The organism is Variovorax sp. W2I14, from assembly GCF_050435205.1.
Lineage (GTDB): Bacteria > Pseudomonadota > Gammaproteobacteria > Burkholderiales > Burkholderiaceae_C > Variovorax > Variovorax paradoxus_C.
Genome location: NZ_JBNDJX010000001.1, coordinates 2,960,306 through 2,976,931, shown reverse-complemented (window position 1 = coordinate 2,976,931; position 16,626 = coordinate 2,960,306). Strand labels below are relative to the sequence as shown.

At 67.8% G+C, this 16,626-nt stretch carries 19 protein-coding genes and 1 pseudogene; 1 reads left to right on the top strand and 19 read right to left on the bottom strand.

Annotated features, from left to right (window positions below):
• Nucleotides 1-5 precede the first annotated feature (5 nt).
• On the bottom strand, nt 6-1,040 hold the full coding sequence (locus QF040_RS13960; RefSeq protein WP_429611520.1) for a P1 family peptidase: 1,035 nt from the start codon (nt 1,038-1,040) through the stop codon (nt 6-8).
• Between the two features lie 48 nt (nt 1,041-1,088).
• Here QF040_RS13960 and QF040_RS13955 point away from each other — a divergent pair, with 48 nt between their 5' ends.
• Complete coding sequence (locus tag QF040_RS13955) at nt 1,089-2,396, top strand: NAD(P)/FAD-dependent oxidoreductase (protein ID WP_429611519.1); 1,308 nt, start codon at nt 1,089-1,091, stop codon at nt 2,394-2,396.
• Here the strand turns inward: QF040_RS13955 and QF040_RS13950 are convergent.
• From QF040_RS13950 to QF040_RS13865, 18 genes and pseudogenes are all read right to left on the bottom strand, one after another.
• Nucleotides 2,389-2,685: a copper-binding protein gene (locus QF040_RS13950; RefSeq protein WP_429611518.1), complete on the bottom strand. Its 297-nt coding sequence runs from the start codon at nt 2,683-2,685 to the stop codon at nt 2,389-2,391. The genes QF040_RS13955 and QF040_RS13950 overlap by 8 nt on opposite strands.
• Before the next feature lie 15 nt (nt 2,686-2,700).
• Nucleotides 2,701-3,162 carry a DUF411 domain-containing protein gene (locus QF040_RS13945; protein ID WP_429611517.1) on the bottom strand — a complete coding sequence of 154 codons (462 nt, stop codon included), beginning with the start codon at nt 3,160-3,162 and terminating at the stop codon, nt 2,701-2,703.
• A 34-nt stretch (nt 3,163-3,196) separates the two neighbouring features.
• Nucleotides 3,197-3,712, bottom strand: coding sequence for a cupredoxin domain-containing protein (locus tag QF040_RS13940; RefSeq protein ID WP_429611516.1), 516 nt, complete (start codon nt 3,710-3,712; stop codon nt 3,197-3,199).
• A 31-nt stretch (nt 3,713-3,743) separates the two neighbouring features.
• A complete protein-coding gene (locus QF040_RS13935; RefSeq protein WP_429611515.1) occupies nt 3,744-5,126 on the bottom strand; it encodes a multicopper oxidase family protein in 1,383 nt (460 codons plus the stop codon).
• A gap of 1 nt (nt 5,127) precedes the next feature.
• Nucleotides 5,128-6,606 carry a TolC family protein gene (locus QF040_RS13930; protein ID WP_429611514.1) on the bottom strand — a complete coding sequence of 493 codons (1,479 nt, stop codon included), beginning with the start codon at nt 6,604-6,606 and terminating at the stop codon, nt 5,128-5,130.
• Between the two features lie 77 nt (nt 6,607-6,683).
• Complete coding sequence (locus QF040_RS13925) at nt 6,684-7,106, bottom strand: hypothetical protein (RefSeq protein WP_429611513.1); 423 nt, start codon at nt 7,104-7,106, stop codon at nt 6,684-6,686.
• Between the two features lie 24 nt (nt 7,107-7,130).
• Nucleotides 7,131-7,409, bottom strand: a complete 279-nt coding sequence (locus tag QF040_RS13920) for a hypothetical protein (RefSeq protein ID WP_307646715.1) — start codon at nt 7,407-7,409, stop codon at nt 7,131-7,133.
• Nucleotides 7,406-8,398 (bottom strand): glycerophosphodiester phosphodiesterase, encoded by a 993-nt coding sequence (locus tag QF040_RS13915; protein WP_429611512.1) that lies wholly within the window; start codon nt 8,396-8,398, stop codon nt 7,406-7,408. The genes QF040_RS13920 and QF040_RS13915 overlap by 4 nt, the downstream gene beginning before the upstream one ends.
• Nucleotides 8,395-8,976: a DUF1439 domain-containing protein gene (locus tag QF040_RS13910; protein WP_429611511.1), complete on the bottom strand. Its 582-nt coding sequence runs from the start codon at nt 8,974-8,976 to the stop codon at nt 8,395-8,397. The genes QF040_RS13915 and QF040_RS13910 overlap by 4 nt, the downstream gene beginning before the upstream one ends.
• A 54-nt stretch (nt 8,977-9,030) precedes the next feature.
• Nucleotides 9,031-9,537, bottom strand: coding sequence for a GNAT family N-acetyltransferase (locus tag QF040_RS13905; protein ID WP_429611510.1), 507 nt, complete (start codon nt 9,535-9,537; stop codon nt 9,031-9,033).
• Between the two features lie 15 nt (nt 9,538-9,552).
• Complete coding sequence (locus QF040_RS13900; RefSeq protein WP_429611509.1) at nt 9,553-10,038, bottom strand: AAA family ATPase; 486 nt, start codon at nt 10,036-10,038, stop codon at nt 9,553-9,555.
• A 193-nt stretch (nt 10,039-10,231) separates the two neighbouring features.
• Nucleotides 10,232-11,017 (bottom strand): amino acid ABC transporter ATP-binding protein, encoded by a 786-nt coding sequence (locus QF040_RS13895; RefSeq protein WP_429611508.1) that lies wholly within the window; start codon nt 11,015-11,017, stop codon nt 10,232-10,234.
• Nucleotides 11,001-11,654: an amino acid ABC transporter permease gene (locus QF040_RS13890; RefSeq protein ID WP_429611507.1), complete on the bottom strand. Its 654-nt coding sequence runs from the start codon at nt 11,652-11,654 to the stop codon at nt 11,001-11,003. The genes QF040_RS13895 and QF040_RS13890 overlap by 17 nt, the downstream gene beginning before the upstream one ends.
• A gap of 27 nt (nt 11,655-11,681) precedes the next feature.
• Nucleotides 11,682-12,344: an amino acid ABC transporter permease gene (locus tag QF040_RS13885; RefSeq protein WP_307612092.1), complete on the bottom strand. Its 663-nt coding sequence runs from the start codon at nt 12,342-12,344 to the stop codon at nt 11,682-11,684.
• 15 nt (nt 12,345-12,359) lie between these two features.
• Nucleotides 12,360-13,160, bottom strand: a complete 801-nt coding sequence (locus QF040_RS13880; protein WP_013542616.1) for a transporter substrate-binding domain-containing protein — start codon at nt 13,158-13,160, stop codon at nt 12,360-12,362.
• Nucleotides 13,157-13,924, bottom strand: coding sequence for a GntR family transcriptional regulator (locus QF040_RS13875; RefSeq protein WP_307503929.1), 768 nt, complete (start codon nt 13,922-13,924; stop codon nt 13,157-13,159). The genes QF040_RS13880 and QF040_RS13875 overlap by 4 nt, the downstream gene beginning before the upstream one ends.
• 105 nt (nt 13,925-14,029) lie before the next feature.
• Nucleotides 14,030-15,365: pseudogene (locus QF040_RS13870) on the bottom strand (MFS transporter).
• Between the two features lie 25 nt (nt 15,366-15,390).
• Complete coding sequence (locus tag QF040_RS13865) at nt 15,391-16,464, bottom strand: hypothetical protein (RefSeq protein WP_429611506.1); 1,074 nt, start codon at nt 16,462-16,464, stop codon at nt 15,391-15,393.
• Nucleotides 16,465-16,626: the final 162 nt, after the last annotated feature.

Below are 16,626 nucleotides of genomic sequence, written 5' to 3'. Positions count from 1 at the left end.
ATGCGTCAGGGGCGCGCTGCGGCGAAGTCGGTCGCCGACGGAATGTGCAGGTCGCCCACCGTCACCGATTGCGCCGCGCGCACGGCGCGCAGCGTGGCGATGGCCACGGCCTCCGCGGCCATGGTGCCGAGCACCGTCATGCCGGGTGCGTTGCCTTCGAGCGGCACGCGGCCGGTGGCCAGCGCGAACAGCGTGTCGCCGTCGCTCATCGTGTGCACCGGGTTGATGGCGCGCGCGAGGCCGTCGTGCGCCACGTTGGCCAGGCGATTGGCCTGCACCTTGGTCAGCACCGCGTCGGTCGCGACCACGCCCAGCGTGGTGTTGGTGCCCGCGAGCAGGGGCTTGGGCAGGTCGCCGCGCAGCAGGGCGCGGCGGGTGTCGAGCAAGGCGGTGCCGTCTTCGGTGCGCGCGCCGGCCACGGGCTGCGCGGTGTTGTGGTCGATCACGTCGCCCAGCGAATTGACCGCGATCAGCGCCCCCACCGTGACGCCGCCGACGGTGACCGACGCGGTGCCGATGCCGCCCTTCATCGCGCGGTGAACGCCGAAGAGCTTGCCCACCAGCGCACCGCTGCCGGCGCCCACGTTGCCTTCGGCGGGCGCGGCGTTCGAGGCCGCATCGCAAGCTGCATAGCCGGCCGCCGCATCGGGGCGGATGCGCGCATCGCCGATCGGCAAATCGAACAGCACGGCCGCGGGCACGATGGGCAGGGTGCCGAAGCGCACGTCCATGCCGATGTCGCGTTCCTCGAGCCAGCGCATCGCGCCTTCCGCGGCCGCCAGGCCCCAGGCGCTGCCGCCTGCGAGCATCACCGCATGCACCTGCTGCACGAGGTTGCCGGGCGAGAGCAGGTCGGTCTCGCGCGTGCCGGGTGCGGCGCCGCGCACATCGACACCGGCCACCGCGCCTTCGCGCGCCATGACGACGGTGCAGCCCGTGGGGCGGCGGGTGTCGGAAAAATGACCGACTTCGATGCCGGCGACGTCGGTGATGGCACCGGCGGGATGGGAGGGGGAAGAGTGGGAAGACGGGGCTGGCATGGCGGCCGATTATGGGACCGCACCTTCGCGCCCTCTACGATGGGCGCCATGACAGTTGCAAGAAGTAGTTTCTCCTCCGGGGGCGATGAGCGCCGCCACGTGGTGGTCATCGGCGCGGGCGCGGTGGGTTGCGCCACGGCCATCGAGGCCTTGCGCGCGGGGCTGCGCGTGACCCTCCTCGAACCCGAGACACCCGGCGGCCCGCACGCAACAAGCTACGGCAACGCGGGCTGGCTCTCGTCGCACTCGGTGGTGCCGCCTGCGCTCCCGGGTGCCTGGCGCAAGGTGCCGGGCTGGCTGGCCGACCCGCTCGGGCCGCTCGCGGTGCGCTGGCGCTACCTGCCGCGCGCGCTGCCGTGGCTGCTGCGCTACCTGATCTCGGGGTGGACCGAGGCGCGCGTGCAGCGCACCGCCGATGCACTGCGCACCCTGCTGGCGGACGCGCCCGCACTGCATGCGCAACTCGCGGCCGAAGCCGGCGTGCCGGAACTCATTGAACGGCGCGGGTTGTTGCATGCGTACCGTTCGCGCGCCGAGTTCGAAGACGATGCGCTGGGCTGGCGCGTGCGCGGACGCGTGGGCGTGCAGTGGGAGGAATGGTCGGCCGACGAGCTGCGCCGCCGCGAGCCCGACCTGGATGCGCGCTACACGCTCGGCATCTTCGTGCCCGAGGCCGGCCACTGCCGCGACCCGGGCACTTACGTGGCGGCGCTGGCGCAGCATGTGGTGAATGCAGGAGCCGAGCGGACATTCGGGCGCGCCATCGGCTTTCGCATCGAGGGCGGCCGGTTGCGTGCGGTGCGCACGAACGATGGCGAGATCGTCTGCGATGCAGCCGCCATCTGCGCCGGCGCCTATTCCGGCCCGCTGGCCGCGGCCGCCGGTTCGCCGGTGCCGCTCGATACCGAACGTGGCTACCACGTGGTCATCGAAGGCGCGACCGTCGGTCCGCGCACGCCGGTGATGGTCGCCGACGGAAAGCTCATCGCGCACTGGATGGATGGCGGCCTGCGCGCAGCGGGCCAGGTCGAGATCGGCGGACTGGACGTAGAGCCCGACTGGCGCCGCGCGGAGATCCTGCATCGCCACCTGCTGTCTATGTTTCCCGCGCTTGCAACAACAGAAAGGGGCGGCGCCAAGACCTTCAACCACTGGCTCGGCCGCCGCCCCAGCATGCCCGACGGATTGCCCTGCATCGGGCCCTCGGCCGCAAGCGCGGACATCGTGCTCGCGTTCGGCCATGGGCATGTGGGACTGTGCGGCTCGGCGCGTACGGGGCGGCTGGCGGCGCAGTTGCTGGCGGGGATCGAACCCGAGACGCCGCTGGCGCCATTCGACCCGCGACGCTTCAGCTAGCCGGTTCCGGCTCGATCGACAGCACCGTGAGCGCCCCATCGACCTTGTCGGCCGTGAAGCGCACCTTGTCCCCCGGCTTCACCTTGCCCAGCAGCTCGGGGTCTTTCACACGAAAGACCATCGTCATGCCGGTCATCTCGAGATTCGGGATGTCGCCGTGCTTGAGCGTGATCTTCTTCGTCTCGGTGTCGATCTTGCGGACTTCGCCCTCGACGGCGGGCAGCGCGGCCTGCGCGAAGGCGGCTGCAGCAAGAAGGGCGGCGGAGAGGGCGGTGAGAAGTTTCTTCATGGTCATGGTGTTCCTTCAGCGATAGCTTTGATAGACGCTCGTGCTGCCATCGGCCAGCACGAGCAGCACGTCATACGGATCGCGCTGGTCGCCGTAGGCCGGACCGTCCATGCCGGGCGAGCCGACCGGCATGCCGGGCACCGCGAGGCCGACGGCCTTGGGCTTTTCCTTCAGCAGGCGCTGCACTTCGCGTGCGGGCACATGGCCCTCGAGGGCGTATCCGCCGATGAGCCCCGTGTGGCACGAGCCCAGCTTGGCGGGCACGCCGAGCCGCGCGCGCGCGGCGGTATTGCCTTCGTCGTGCACCTTCGTGGCAAAGCCGTTCTTGTTGAGATGCTTCACCCAGTCCTGGCAGCAGCCGCAGTTCGGGTCTTTCCAGATCTCGACCATCGGTGCTGCGGCCAGCGCCGTGAGCGGCAGGGTGGATGCGAGCGCAAATAGCGGTGCCGCGCGCTTCAAGAGGGTTCGTCGTTGCATGGTGGTGATCTCCTTGGTTCGTTCGTTCATTCGTTCAGGATTTCTTGGGCGCAGCGGCCAGCACGCGGATGCGGCCGGCCATGCCCAGTTCGAAGTGGTCTTTCACGAGGCAGGCGAAGTCGAAATCGCCAGCGCGGTTGAAGGTCCAGACCATCTCGCCGGTCTTGCCCGCGGGCACGTGCACCATCCACGGATCGTCGTGTTCCATGCCCGGAAACTTCTTCATCATGGCCGCGTGGTTCGCGATCTCCAACTCGGTGCCGAGCACGAGTTCGTGCAGCTCCTTGCCCTTGTTCTTCAGGCGCAGCCGGATGGTGTCGCCCTCGCGCACTTCGATGACCGACGGTGTGAAGGTCATGTCGTCGGCCATCGCGATGTCGATGGTGCGGCGCACGTCGCCGGACTTGCCTTCGATGCCCCAAGGCTTTTGCTCGGGCGCGAGCGCGGCGGTGCCCTTCGGTTTCGGCGCGTGGTTCTCGTGGGCCTGCGATGCGGTTGCCGCGGCGGCGAGCGCGAGGCACAGGGCGATGGACTTGAAGGTCTTGTTCATGAGGTGAACTCCGGAATGAAAGTGAATGAGGTCAGTGGTTGTTGTGCGCGCCCGAGGGCCTGCGCACAGTCGCGTCGGTGTTGTTGCTGCCGCCTGGCGATGGCGCATTGCGCGTGGCCGGCGGCACGGCGGCACCGGGCACTTCGCGCGCCACCGTGCCGGCCGGGTGCTTGAACCAGCCCGGGTCCCTGTAGTCCCCCGGTTTCTGGTCGCGCCGCACCTTCAGCAGCGTGAACATGCCGCCCATCTCGGCCGATCCGAAGGGGCCCGCGCCGGTCATCATCGGCATGGTGTTGTCGGGAATCGGCATCTCCATGCCGCCCATGTCGGCCATGCCCTTGTCGCCCATCACCATGTAGTCGGGCACGAGCTTTTTTATCTTCTCGGCCACGCCCTTGTGGTCCACGCCGATCATGGTCGGCACCTCGTGGCCCATCGGTCCCATGGTGTGGTGCGCCTTGTGGCAGTGCAGCGACCAGTCGCCTTCCTCGTCGGCGATGAATTCCATCTGTCGCATCTGGCCCACCGCCACGTCCACCGACACCTCGGGCCAGCGCGCGGTGCGCGGCACGGGGCCGCCGTCGGTGCCGGTCACCTCGAACTCGTGGCCGTGGATGTGGATCGGGTGGTTGGTCATCGTGAGATTGCCCACACGGATGCGCACGCGGTCGCCGCGGCGCACATTGAGCGTGTCGATGCCCGGGAACACGCGGCTGTTGAAGCTCCAGATGTTGAAGTCGGTCATCGTGTTGACCTTGGGCGTGGCGCTCCCGGGCTCCACGTCGAAGCTGCCGAGCAAAAAGCAGAAGTCGCGCTGCACAGGCTCGATGAGCGGATGGTTCTCCTTCGGGTGCGTGACCCAGAAACCCATCATCCCCATCGCCATCTGCACCATCTCGTCGGCATGCGGGTGGTACATGAAGGTGCCGGGGCGGCGCGCGGTGAATTCGTAGACGAAGGTCTTGCCCGGCGGAATGTGCGGCTGCGTGATGCCGCCCACGCCATCCATGCCGTTGGGCAGGCGCTGGCCGTGCCAGTGCACGGTCGTGTGCTCGGGCAGCTTGTTGGTCACGTAGATGCGCACGCGGTCGCCCTCGACCACCTCGATGGTCGGCCCCGGCGACTGGCCGTTGTAGCCCCACATGTTGACCTTGAAGCCGGGCGCCATCTCGCGCACGACGGGTTCGGCGACGAGGTGGAATTCCTTGACGCCTGCGTTCATGCGCCAGGGAAGCGTCCAGCCGTTGAGGGTGACGACGGGGTTGTAGGGGCGGCCGTTCGGCGGCGCGAGCGGTGGCGCGGTGGCGGTGGAGCTTTGCGTGACGGGTTCGGGCAAGGCGGCCATCGAGACGCGGCTGACCGTGGTGGCCGCGACGGCCGTGGCGGCGCCTGCGAAGAAGTTGCGGCGGTTCATGTCAGTGGCCTCCCGCTGCGGGTGCATCGCCGGCCGTGGCCGTCTGCAGTGCTGTCATGCCACCGGGCGAACTGCCCGTGAGCGCGAATTGCAGGTCGGTGTCGGCGAGCCAGAAGTCGCGCTGCGCCTCCATGCCCGCGTTCACCACGAGCATGCTCGCGCGGGTTTCGCCGAGCAGCTCCCACACGCTCGCGAGCATGCCGTTGTAGCGCAGCACCATTTCCTCGTTGACCTTCTTGCGCAGCGGCAGCACGTCGTCGCGGTAGCGGCGTGCCAGCGCGTAGGCGGTGTTCCAGCCCTGCCAGGCTTCACGCGCCTCGCTCGCGGCCAGCACGCCCACGTCGCGCACGCGTGCGGCCGCCTGCATGTACTGCGCCTCGGCGCGACCGGTGCGGGCCTGGCCCCAGTCGAACAGCGGGAGCGGCAGGTCGAGCTCGAAGCCGCGCTGGGTCGAGCGCGAGCGGTCGGCATCGTTTTCGAAGGTGGTGTTGCGCACCGCACCGATCTCCATCGCGTTGATCACGCGGGTGGCGTGCGTGAGGCCAAGCGAATCGGCCATCGCCGTGTTCTGCGCCTGCGCCGAACGCACGTCGAGCCGGTCGCGCAACGCGCGCGCCTGCACGTCGCCGAGGTCGGGCGCTGACTGCGGCAGCGGAGGCAGGCGATCAGGCAGCGTGTAGCTGGTGCGCTCGCCGCTCAGGCCGAGCAGCCGCGTGAGCTGCTCGCGCGTGGCAACGGCGGTCTGCTCGGCGCGCGCGAGCTGCGCTGCCGCGTCGGCCAGCAGCAACTGTTCGCGCGTGCGCTGCAGCGCGCTCCAGTTGCCGACCTGGGCCATGCGGTGCGCAAGCTCGGCGCCGGCTTCGGCTGCCTCTTTCGCATCGCGCAGGTACGCCACGCTCTGCTGCGCCGACACCGCGCGCACCCAGGCGCGGCGAGTGTCGGCGGCCAGCAACAGCACGCTTTGCGCGGCCTGCAGCTTGGCGGCTTCGTGCCGCTGGCCGGCCCAGCGCGCCTGCCACGGCAGCGTGACCAGCCCGATCACGTTGAAGCTCAGCATCCGCTCGAACTCACGCTCGCGGCCCTGCGCGAGGCGGCTGAACGAGAGCACAGGGTTCGGCAGGCTCGCGGCCTGCACGCGGTCGGCATCGCTGATCTGCAGCGTGGCAAAGGCGCCCTGCACGCGCGGGCTGTTGACTAGCGCGATGCGCACGGCCGCCTCGGCATCGAGCGGCTTGGCGAGCAGCGCGTCGATGCTCTTCTGCGAGGCCTCGTCGGGCACGCGTTGCGCGGTGCTGCCCGCCATCAGCGGGTTGTTGCCGACCAGCGCCTGCACGTCGGCAGCGCCGCCGTCGGGCGAAAGACTGGCGCAGCCGGCCAGCACGAAAGCGCTGCCGAGTGCGGCGGTGCGCTTGAGCAGCGCACTGCTACTTCTTCGATAGCAAAGGGGGCCGGCAAGCTGCCGGCGGACAAAGGGGTTCACGCTCGATCTCCATGAGCAATACGACCAACGCCGAGAGCCGTTAAAGGCTCACCGCGGACGGACTACGGGCAGGGAGATCAGGAAATGGGCGGCTTCAGGCCCAGGACGGGCTCTGCGCTCGCGAAGCGGGCCGCGTGGGCGGCCGGTGGCGCCTGGGGCGCGCTGTGTGCAATATCGACCAGAGGCATGCCGCCAAGCGCCACCGTGTGGCAGACCTGGCAGGCGGTGCAGGTGCCGCAGCCCTGGTGGTCGGTGCCGTGGTCGCTGCTGCTGTTGCCGTCGTCATGGTGGTGCGCCATGGTGTCCATGCCGCTGTCGTCGGCTGCGCCCATGGCTTCATGGCAGTGCGCCTCCGCCGCCACCGAGGCCGGGGAGGCCTCTTGTGCGACGAGCGATGCGGCCGGCAGCGAGTGCCGCACCATCTCCACAGCCATCGCATCGCCGAGCCAGCCGCGGATGGGCAGCAGGGCGATCATGAGGGCGAGCAGCAAGGTGCGCATGGGGCGGGATGATAAACCGGTGCCCTAAGACACCAGTTGGCCGCGGGCCTTGTCGACCCACACCTGCAGGTTGTCCAGCAAGTCCTTCTGGCTGAAGGAGCAGCTCTCCTCGCTGAAGAGCGCGCTCGATTCGAGGCGATCGAGCAGATTGAGCAAGACCTCGCCATAGCGCGGCGGCAGGGTGCCGAGCAGTTCGGTGCTGGCGCGGGCTTCGTTCGACAGCGCGGTGACCGATCCGCTGCCGCCGCCGAGCGCGGCGATGCGTACGGCGATGGCGTCGAGTTGCTGTGTCGCGCTGCTCATGACGATGCCTTTCCCGACGGCGGCATCGACAGCCCGCGCTCGCGCATCAGGTCGCGCAGCACGTCGGGGTAGTCCGTGATGATCCCGTCCGCGCCCCAGTCCATCAGCCGCAGCATGTCGGCGCGCTGGTTCACGGTCCAGGGCAGCACCTTCATGCCGAGCTTCTGCGCTTCCTTGATGACGGCGGGCGTCAGGTCCGCATAGGCCGGCGACCAGATCACCGGCCCCGCGCTCCTGCCCGCAGCGGCCTGGACCAACTGCGGCACCGAAGCGAAGCCGGCCGCATCGAGGCCCGCGGTCCAGCGGCTGTCCTTGAGCGTGCGAGCCGTGCTGAGGTAAGCGCGCGGCAGTTGCGGCGCGAGCTGGCCGACCAGCGCCAGCGTGCGCCAGTCGAAGCTCTGGATGGTCACGCGATCAGCCATCTTCGCCCTGTCGATTTCGGCGAGCAGCGCGCGCACCATGGGCTCGGGCGCAGCGGTTTCGTCGGGCTTGTTTGGATCGATCTTGGTCTCGATGTTGAAGCGCACCGTGCCTGCGGCGGCGCCGCGTGCCTGCACCATCGCGAAGAGCGAAGCGAGTGTCGGAATGCGCTCGCCGTCGCGCGGCTGCTGCAGCGCGAACTGCTTGCCGTAGTTGCTCGCAGGGTTCAGGCGCCCCACGTCGTAGGTCTGCAATTGCGCCAGCGTGAGCGAGCGCACGGCGGCGCCGCTCTTCGCCGCGAGCCAGTTGCCGTTGGCATCGCGCGTGTGATCGGGGTTGAGCGCGGTGTCGTGCGAGATCACGACCACGTTGTCGGCGGTGAGGCCGATGTCCAGTTCGAGCGTGGTCACGCCGAGGTCGATCGCGTTGGAGAACGCGGCCAGCGTGTTCTCGGGTGCGAGCCCGCGGCCGCCGCGGTGGGCCTGCAGGTCGAAGTGCTGCTTCGCGGTGGGAACGATGGCGGCACAGCCCGCAATCAGCAGCGTGGCGACGAGCAGGGGGTATTTCATTTGAGCTGCACCTTGATGCCGTTGTCTTGCACGGTGATGTCACCGATCTCGTAGGTCTTGCGGCCCACGGTGAGTTCGTCGGCGGTGAAGCTGCGCAGCACCTGGCCCTGCAGCAGTTCCTGCGCGACGATCGAGCCGACCTTCTGCAGCCGCTCGGCATCGCGGCCCTCCACGCCCTGCAGTTCGAGGCGCTCGGACTTCGGGTGATCGAGCCGCAGGGTGCGCGTGGGCGCGTCGTACCGCAGCGCGCTGCTCATCGACACGACACCCTGCACCGGCGACGCGGCCAGCAAGGGGCTTGCGATCGTCAACGTGGCGGTGAGCGCCGCGCGGTTCGCGCCGGCATCCAGCCCCAGTTGCGGATCGCGCAGCCCGACCATGAAGATCTCGGCATAGCGCTCGGCCACCGGAAAGCGCTTGGCGATCATCGCCTGCAGCTCATCGCGGCTCGCTGTGTATTCGCTGGTGAAGAAGTTGAAGCCGGCCAGCGCCGCGAACGGGGCCTGCAGGGCGGCCGTGCCGAGCAGCGCCTGCAGCATCCGGCGACGGGAGGTGGGGGACGGAGTGCGGAGGTTCATAGGGATTCCGAGCTTGCCACAGGCCGATGCGTTCCCGCCAGCGCTGGCGCGGCGCTACCGCCTGTCGGACGGTGAGCCGTCGGTACGCAATTCGTAGCGGGCGAAAGACCCGTTTCCCTTCTGGATGACGCTGTGCAGCACGAAGCCGAAGCCCTCGTACAGCGTGCGCAACGCCTGCCGGTCGGCCACGCAATCGAGGCGCAGGTAAGGGCGGCCCAGGGTGCGGGTGCGTTCGCGCGCGAAGGCCAGGAGGGCGGTCGACACGCCCTTGCCGCCCCACGACCTGCGAACGGCCAGCTTGTGCACGAACGCGGAGCTTCCGGGTTCGATCTCGGGCCAGAAGAACGGGTCTTCCACGTCGATCCGCACGACCCCGGCCACGTCGCCGTTCTCGCGAGCGATGAAGTAGCGGCCGGCATCGGTGTCGCGCTGGATGCGTTCGATGTCGACATCGGCAGCCGACCACAGCGGGCGGCCTGCGGTGGCGAGCCATTGGGCGGCTTCGCTCAGGACTGCGGCGACAGTGGCCGCTTCGGCGGGGAGGGCTTGGTCGATGTGCATCGCGGCGGATCTTAATCAGGCTTGCGCGGCGTGAACCACGTGAAAGCCTTCCGCCTCCGAGGGCGCAACGAAGTGGCGGGTGATGAGGTCGAACTCGGCATCGGTCGTCTCGAACGGGTGCTTGCCGCTTGCATTGCGCGCACGAAGCCGAGCCTTGCAGACCTCGTCGGGCACATCCAGGAAATGGAGCCGGTGCGCCACGCCCGCCTTCTCGAAGATGCCGCGCGCCCAGGCCCGGCTGCTTACGGTATTGGCAGGAAAGTCGAGCACCACGGACACCCCGGCTGCCAGGAGCGCCACGACGTGCTCCGCCATGACCTGCTTGAGCCGGGTTGAGGTCCGCACGTAGTCGGGCAGGTCGACGATCTCTCCGGGGTACAGCGCGGCAAGCCACGCATCCTCGCTGATGAGCACCGTGGCGGGTGCATCCGCCAGGCGCCGGGTGAGTGTCGATTTGCCGGCGCCGATCTTGCCGCAGACCATGTGGAGCATGGGGGTCATTTCTTTTCTCCTGTGAGATGGATCAAGACCCCAGGAGGCAAAAAGAAACCCGCCTCGTGGGGCGGGTTGCATGGCGTGAATCTCTGCCGGTTCGCGCGCTAACCCACCATCTTTTCGATGGTGCGAATAATCGACGCGTTCTGCAAAAAAGCCATGGACCGAGGATAGCCGAGGACAGTCGGAGGCGAAACCCTCAGTCGTGCAGCGACGAAAGAAACTGCCTCAACTCCGCCGTCTGCGGATTCCCGAACAGCTCCGCCGGCGGCCCCATCTCGTGCACGCGCCCCTGGTGCATGAAGATCACCCGGTCGCTCACCTTGCGCGCGAAGCTCATCTCGTGCGTCACCATCAAAAGCGTCATGCCTTCGTCGGCCAGCGACTCCACCACGCGCAGCACCTCGCCCACCAGTTCGGGGTCGAGCGCCGAGGTGATCTCGTCGCACAGCAGCACGGCCGGTTCCATCGCGAGTGCGCGGGCGATCGCCACGCGCTGCTGCTGGCCGCCCGAAAGCTGGTCGGGCATGGCATCGAACTTTTCGGTGAGGCCCACGCGGTCGAGCAGCTTGCGCGCCTGCGAAGCGGCCTCCATCGACCCGCGCTTCTTCACCAGCGTGGGCGCGAGCATCACGTTCTTGCCGACCGTGAGGTGCGGAAAAAGATTGAAGCTCTGGAAGATCATCCCCACGCGCTGGCGCAGCTCGCGCATGGCCATCGCGCTCTCGTGCAGCAGCGGCTTGCTGTCGACGGTGAGCGAGCCTTCCTGGAACACTTCGAGCCCGTTGATGCAGCGAAGCAGCGTGCTCTTGCCCGAGCCGCTCTTGCCGATGATGGCGATCACCTCGCCGCGCTTCACGTCGAGGTCGATGCCCTTCAGCACTTCGTTGGTGCCGTAGGACTTGCGCAGCGCCGTGATGCGCACGATGGGCGCGGCAAACGTGCTCGCGGGTTCGGTCTGGGGTTGGTCAAGCACGGCGGCCATGGGTCTTCCTCTCGAGGTTCTTGGCGTACAGGCTCACGGGAAAGCACAGCACGAAGTAAAGCAGCGCCACGCAGCTGAACACCACGAAGGGCTGGAAGGTGGCGTTCGAAATCATGCTGCCGGCCTTGGTGAGTTCGACAAAGCCGATCACCGAGGCGAGCGCCGTGCCCTTGATCACCTGCACCAGAAATCCGACGGTCGGCGCGATCGCGATCTTCACGGCCTGCGGCAGGATCACATGGCGCATCTGCTCGCCGAAGCTCAAGGCGAGGCTGCCCGAGGCTTCCCATTGGCCCTTCGGGATCGAGGCCACGCAGCCGCGCCAGATTTCAGTGAGAAAGGCGCTGGTGTAGAGCGTGAGCGCCACGCTTGCGGCGGTCCACGCCGACACGTCGATGCCGAACAGCGCGATGCCGAAGTAGGCGAGAAACAGCTGCATCAGCAACGGCGTGCCCTGGAAGAGCTGCACGTAGAGACCGACGGCCTTGCCGGCGATCCTGCCGCCGCGCAGCCGCAGGAACAGCAGCAGCCCGCCCACGATGCCGCCGCCGACGAAGGCGATCAGCGAGAGCACGACGGTCCAGCGAAGCGCCATCAGCAGGTTGCGCAGGATGTCCCACAGAGAAAAATCACTCATGACGATGGGTTTCCTTCGGTGGTGCGTTCAGCGGCCGAAGAAGAACTTCGGCCCCGCCCAGTTGAGCAAACGCCGCAGCGCCACCGACAGCGCGAGATAGATCAGCGTGGCGATGATGAAAGCCTCGAACGCGCGGAAGTTGCGGCTCTGGATCAGGTTGGCCGCGTAGCTCAACTCCTCGGTCGAGATCTGGCCGCACACCGCCGAGCCCAGCATCACGATGATGATCTGGCTCACCATCGAGGGCCACACCTTCTTGAGCGCAGGCGGCAGCACGACGCGCAGGAACACCTGCGACTTGCTGAGCGCGAGGCTCACGGCCGCTTCGATCTGCCCCTTGGGCGTGGCCTCGATGCCCGCGCGGATGATCTCGGTCGAATACGCGCCCAGGTTCATCACCATCGCGATCACCGACGCCACTTCGGGCGAGAGCTTCACGCCCGCCGCCGGCAGCCCGAAGAAGATGAAGAACAACTGCACGATGAAGGGCGTGTTGCGGATCAGCTCCACATAGGTGCCCACGATCGCGCGCAGCCACGCGGGTCCGCCCGAGCGGGCCCAGGCGCAGAGCGTGCCCACGATCATGCCGAGCACGGTGCCGATGGCGGTGAGGCCGATGGTCCACGCCACGCCGCGCAGCAGCAGCGGCCATTCGGCGAGCACCGCGCAAAAGTCGAACTCGATGTTCATGGCCGCGTGGCTCGATCAGACCGGCAGGTCGCCAGCGGCCTTGCCGAGCCACTTCTTCGACATGGCGTCCAGCGTGCCGTCCTTCTTGGCGGCGGCAATGATCTCGTTGACCTTGGTCTTCAAGGCGGTTTCGCCCTTGGCGACGCCCACGAAGCAGGGGCTGTCTTTCAGCAGCAGCTTGAATTCGGCGCTGACCTTCGGATTCTTGGCGAGCATGTCGCCAGCAACAGCCGCGCTGGTCGCAAGGGTTTGCGTCTGGCCGGCCACGAAGGCCGCGATCGTCGCGTTGTTGTCCTCGAAGCGGCGGTAGTCGACGTTCGCCGGCGCTACCTTGTTCAGCTCCTGGTCTTCCATCGCACCGCGCGTGACGGCGACGGTCTTGCCGGCCATGTCGGAAAACGCGGTGAGCTTCATGCTCTTGGCGGCGTACACGGCCTGGAAGAAGGGCGCATAGGCCGAGGAGAACTCGATCACCTTCTCGCGCTCCGGGTTCTTGCCGAGCGTGGAGATCACGAGGTCGGCCTTGCGCGTCTGCAGGTACGGAATGCGGTTGGCGCTGGTCACGGGCACCAGTTCGATCTTCACGCCCAGTTTGGTGGCGATGAGCTCGGCCATTTCCACATCGAGGCCCTGCGGCTTCATGTTCTTGTCGACCGAGCCGTAGGGCGGGTAGTCGGTCGGCACGGCGATCTTGATGGTCTTGGCCTTGAGCACGTTGTCCAGCGCGTTCTGGGCGTGCGCGCCGCCGGCCGTGGCCAGCAGGGCGACGGAAGCGAACGCGAGGGCGAGGTGGCGTTTCGATGCAGAGAAAGTCATAGCAGGGCTCCTAGGTAAGTCGATGAATCGGGGTCGTTGGTGGAAGGCGAGGGCTTGCGGCGCTTGGGTTTCGTCGAAGCCGTGTTCTGCAGCGGTGCCAGCGCATCGCGCAACTGGGCGAGCGGATCGGTCGGCGCCTGCACGCGCAGCGCCGACTGCACCGTGCCGATGTGCGTGGCCATCAGCGCCTCGGCGGCGGCATGGTCGCCGCGCTCCAGCGCCGCGACGATCTGCACGTGGTCTTCGCACGACTGCACCGCGTCGTGCGTGCTCTGGTAGAGCATGGCGATCAATGTGGTGCGCGCGGTGAAGTCGCGCAGCGTGTCGGCCAGGAGCGTGTTGCCCAGGCACTCGGCCAGGCACACATGGAAGTCGCCGAGCAAGAAGCTGCGGTTGCCGACATCGCTCTCTTTCAGTGCGGCCTTTTCACGCTGAAGGTGCGCCTTCAGTTGGCGCAGGGCTGGCTTGTCGAGCTTGCCGGTGGTGCCTGCGCTGCGGATAAGGCCCAGTTCGATGACGCGCCGCGCCTCGAAGGCTTCGCGCGCTTCTTCCTGCGAGGGCTCGATCACGAACCAGCCGCGCCGCGCGCTCACGGTGACGATGCCGCGCGCCGCCAGCCGGGTGAGGGCCTCGCGCACGATGGTGCGGCTGCAGTCGAAGAGCATGGCCAGTTGCTGCTCGCCCAGGCGCGAACCCGGCGCGAGCTTCTGCGCCATCACCGCTTCGACGATGCGTGCACTGATTTCGGATGCGGATGTAGACATTCGCCTGCATACCAGCAGCTTTTGTGCCAACTGGTATGCAAGATCTGTGCACCGAAATGGATCGGTGCCGTGCGCCGCTGGTGCGGCGCGAGCGCCGCGTGCGCGCTACCGCTTGGCCAGTGCGCTCGCGGGCAGGACCAGCAGCATGAGCAGTGCCGACAGCACCAGCGCCCCGCTCAGTACATACAGGCTGGCCGTGAAGCCACCGGTCAGCGTCTTGAGCGCGCCGACCATCATCGGTGCGACCAGCCCCGCGCTGCCGCCGATGGTGCTGATGAGCGCGATGCCCGCGGCCGCGGCGCTCCTGGACATGAAGTTGCCAGGAATGGCCCACAGCACGGTGAACGCGCTCGAGATGCCCATCGACGCCAGCGCCAGGCACAGCACGGCCGCGAACGGGCTCTGCATGAAGAGCGTGGTCAGCGCGAGGCCCGCCGCACCCACCAGCGCACCGATGGCGAAGTGCCAGCGCCGTTCCTTCTTTCCGGTCGGAGTGCCGCCCGACCACGATGTTGGCCGCGATGCCCGCGACCGCCGGAATGACCGAATAGAAGCCGATCTGCAGCACGCTCAGCCCCATCGACTTCAGGATGGTCGGCTGCCAGAACGACAGCGCATAGATGCCCAGGATGATCAGGAACGACATGAAGCCGATCAGCCAGACGCGCCCGTCGCGCATCGCCGCACCGAAGGTGTGCCGCTCGGCGGCTCCGTACGCGGCCTGGTCCTCGGCCAGCAGGCGCGCCACGCGTTGCTTCTCGGTGGCCGTGAGCCAGGGCGCCTGCGACGGGCTGTTCGAGAGCCAGCGGAAGGCCGCAATGCCCAGAAGCACGCTCGGCAGCCCTTCGAGCAGAAACAGCCACTGCCAGCCACGCAGCGCGAGCACGCCGTCGAGGTAGGTCATCGTGAGCCCGGCGATGGGCCCCGCGACGATCGGCGCCGCGCCGAAGGCCATGAAGAAGAGCGCGGTTGCCTGCGCGCGGCGGTGCGAGGGGAACCACAGCGTCAGGTAGAACAGCACGCCGGGCGCGAAGCCCGCCTCGAACACGCCGATCAGGAAGCGCAGCACATAGAACTGCGTGGGCGTCGTCGCAAACATCATGGCCGCCGACGCCAGGCCCCACAGGCCCATGATCCGCAGCAGCGTCGCGCGCACGCCGATCTTCGCGAGCATCAGGTTGCTCGGAATCTCGAACACCGCATAGCCGATGAAGAAGATGCCGGCCCCCAGGCCGAACACCGCGTCGCTGAAACCCAGCTGGTCCTTCATCTGCAACTGCGCATAGCCGACGTTGGTGCGGTCCAGGTAGTTCAGCACGTAGCAGGCGCACAGCAGCGGCATCAGCCGCCAGGTGATCTTGCGGAAAAGCGCGGCGTCGTCGCGCGCATCGGCCGAGGCGGGCGTGCGCGCATCGGTGGCGTCGAGGGTGGCGGTGTTCATGGGTGTGTCTCCTTCTTCTTTTTTCTCAGGGCCGGGCCAGCGCGCCAAAGCTCGTCTCGCCCCAGAGGTGACTCGTCGGCGCCCCCGGAAAAAGCCAGTGCGGCGAGCATTCGCTGGACGGCACCACGTTGCTGAAGCCATGCGACGACGAAGTGCCCGCGAGCGTCTTCTCCAGCACCATCGACAGGTACTGGTCGTTGCTGCTCTCCTGCGTGTTGCCGTTGAGGATCACCTCCGTGCCGGTCGCCTGCGCATAGCGGCGGATGCCGTTGTGGCGCGACTGCAGCGGCGCCCAGCTGTCGGCCGCCACGCCGTTCTCGCTGCTCACCCGCAGGCCGTCGACGGCGCGATAGACCAGCGAATGGTTCCCTTCGGTGTGCCCCGGCGTGTGCACCAGCGCAAGCCCCCGGCCGAGCTGGATGCTGCCGTCGAAAGCGACGATGCGCTCGGCCAGCACCCCATCGAGCCCATGCGGGCAGTACCACTCGGCCTGCACCGGCAGCAGGCCCTGCACGTTCGCAAGTTCCTGCCGGTGCACCAGCAGCTTCGCGTTCGGCAGCAGCCCGGGCGCATCCGCGCCGCCGAGCCAGCGGCGCACATCCTGCGTGTGCAGGTGGTCGTAGGTGATGTAGTCGATCTGCTCGGGCGCCACGCCGCAGCTCGCCAGTGCCTGCGGCACCGTCTGGTAGACCGGCGCGATGGTCTTGTGCAGGAACTTCGGCGTCTGCTCGCTCAGCCGCTTGAAGTAGGGCGTCTCGTTGCCCACCTCGAAGTCGGCCGGCGTGAACAGCAGCGTGCGCAGGCGCCCTTCGAAGTCGTCGTACTGGATCAGCACCGTGCGCGCCAGCAGATGAACCATGTGCGGCTTGAGCAGTTGCTGCGAATACACGCCGGTGAAGGCGAACCACGCCGGATACGGAATGCGCAGCAGATTGAAGCTGCGTGCAAAGCGCACCGGCGGCGCATCGAGCAGTTGCTCGCGTAGCGCCGAGGCCCCATGACGGATGGCGCGCAAGCGGTCTTGCGGCATCGCCGCGCTGCGCGCGCCGTCGAAGTGCGCCAGTTGCGCGAACCCGGTGGGTTCTGGATCTCGGATCATGGTCGTCTCCTGAAAATTGAGGACTTGTTTTCGATTCGATGCGGTTCGTCGACCGGCCGGCACAACAACAGCGCCTGGTGTACGCAGGGCATCGGGTGCTCCCCGCAGCGAAATCAAGGAGGAGGGCGAAGCCCGGGGGACATTCGCGGAGGGGAGTACCCG

What these genes read in the sequence shown, in the direction of transcription:
- QF040_RS13960 (WP_429611520.1), bottom strand. Translation starts at nt 1,040, where the DNA reads ATGCCAGCCCCGTCTTCCCACTCTTCCCCCTCCCATCCCGCCGGTGCC.
- QF040_RS13955 (WP_429611519.1), top strand. Translation starts at nt 1,089, where the DNA reads ATGACAGTTGCAAGAAGTAGTTTCTCCTCCGGGGGCGATGAGCGCCGC.
- QF040_RS13950 (WP_429611518.1), bottom strand. Translation starts at nt 2,685, where the DNA reads ATGAAGAAACTTCTCACCGCCCTCTCCGCCGCCCTTCTTGCTGCAGCC.
- QF040_RS13945 (WP_429611517.1), bottom strand. Translation starts at nt 3,162, where the DNA reads ATGCAACGACGAACCCTCTTGAAGCGCGCGGCACCGCTATTTGCGCTC.
- QF040_RS13940 (WP_429611516.1), bottom strand. Translation starts at nt 3,712, where the DNA reads ATGAACAAGACCTTCAAGTCCATCGCCCTGTGCCTCGCGCTCGCCGCC.
- QF040_RS13935 (WP_429611515.1), bottom strand. Translation starts at nt 5,126, where the DNA reads ATGAACCGCCGCAACTTCTTCGCAGGCGCCGCCACGGCCGTCGCGGCC.
- QF040_RS13925 (WP_429611513.1), bottom strand. Translation starts at nt 7,106, where the DNA reads ATGCGCACCTTGCTGCTCGCCCTCATGATCGCCCTGCTGCCCATCCGC.
- QF040_RS13920 (WP_307646715.1), bottom strand. Translation starts at nt 7,409, where the DNA reads ATGAGCAGCGCGACACAGCAACTCGACGCCATCGCCGTACGCATCGCC.
- QF040_RS13915 (WP_429611512.1), bottom strand. Translation starts at nt 8,398, where the DNA reads ATGAAATACCCCCTGCTCGTCGCCACGCTGCTGATTGCGGGCTGTGCC.
- QF040_RS13910 (WP_429611511.1), bottom strand. Translation starts at nt 8,976, where the DNA reads ATGAACCTCCGCACTCCGTCCCCCACCTCCCGTCGCCGGATGCTGCAG.
- QF040_RS13905 (WP_429611510.1), bottom strand. Translation starts at nt 9,537, where the DNA reads ATGCACATCGACCAAGCCCTCCCCGCCGAAGCGGCCACTGTCGCCGCA.
- QF040_RS13900 (WP_429611509.1), bottom strand. Translation starts at nt 10,038, where the DNA reads ATGACCCCCATGCTCCACATGGTCTGCGGCAAGATCGGCGCCGGCAAA.
- QF040_RS13895 (WP_429611508.1), bottom strand. Translation starts at nt 11,017, where the DNA reads ATGGCCGCCGTGCTTGACCAACCCCAGACCGAACCCGCGAGCACGTTT.
- QF040_RS13890 (WP_429611507.1), bottom strand. Translation starts at nt 11,654, where the DNA reads ATGAGTGATTTTTCTCTGTGGGACATCCTGCGCAACCTGCTGATGGCG.
- QF040_RS13885 (WP_307612092.1), bottom strand. Translation starts at nt 12,344, where the DNA reads ATGAACATCGAGTTCGACTTTTGCGCGGTGCTCGCCGAATGGCCGCTG.
- QF040_RS13880 (WP_013542616.1), bottom strand. Translation starts at nt 13,160, where the DNA reads ATGACTTTCTCTGCATCGAAACGCCACCTCGCCCTCGCGTTCGCTTCC.
- QF040_RS13875 (WP_307503929.1), bottom strand. Translation starts at nt 13,924, where the DNA reads ATGTCTACATCCGCATCCGAAATCAGTGCACGCATCGTCGAAGCGGTG.
- QF040_RS13865 (WP_429611506.1), bottom strand. Translation starts at nt 16,464, where the DNA reads ATGATCCGAGATCCAGAACCCACCGGGTTCGCGCAACTGGCGCACTTC.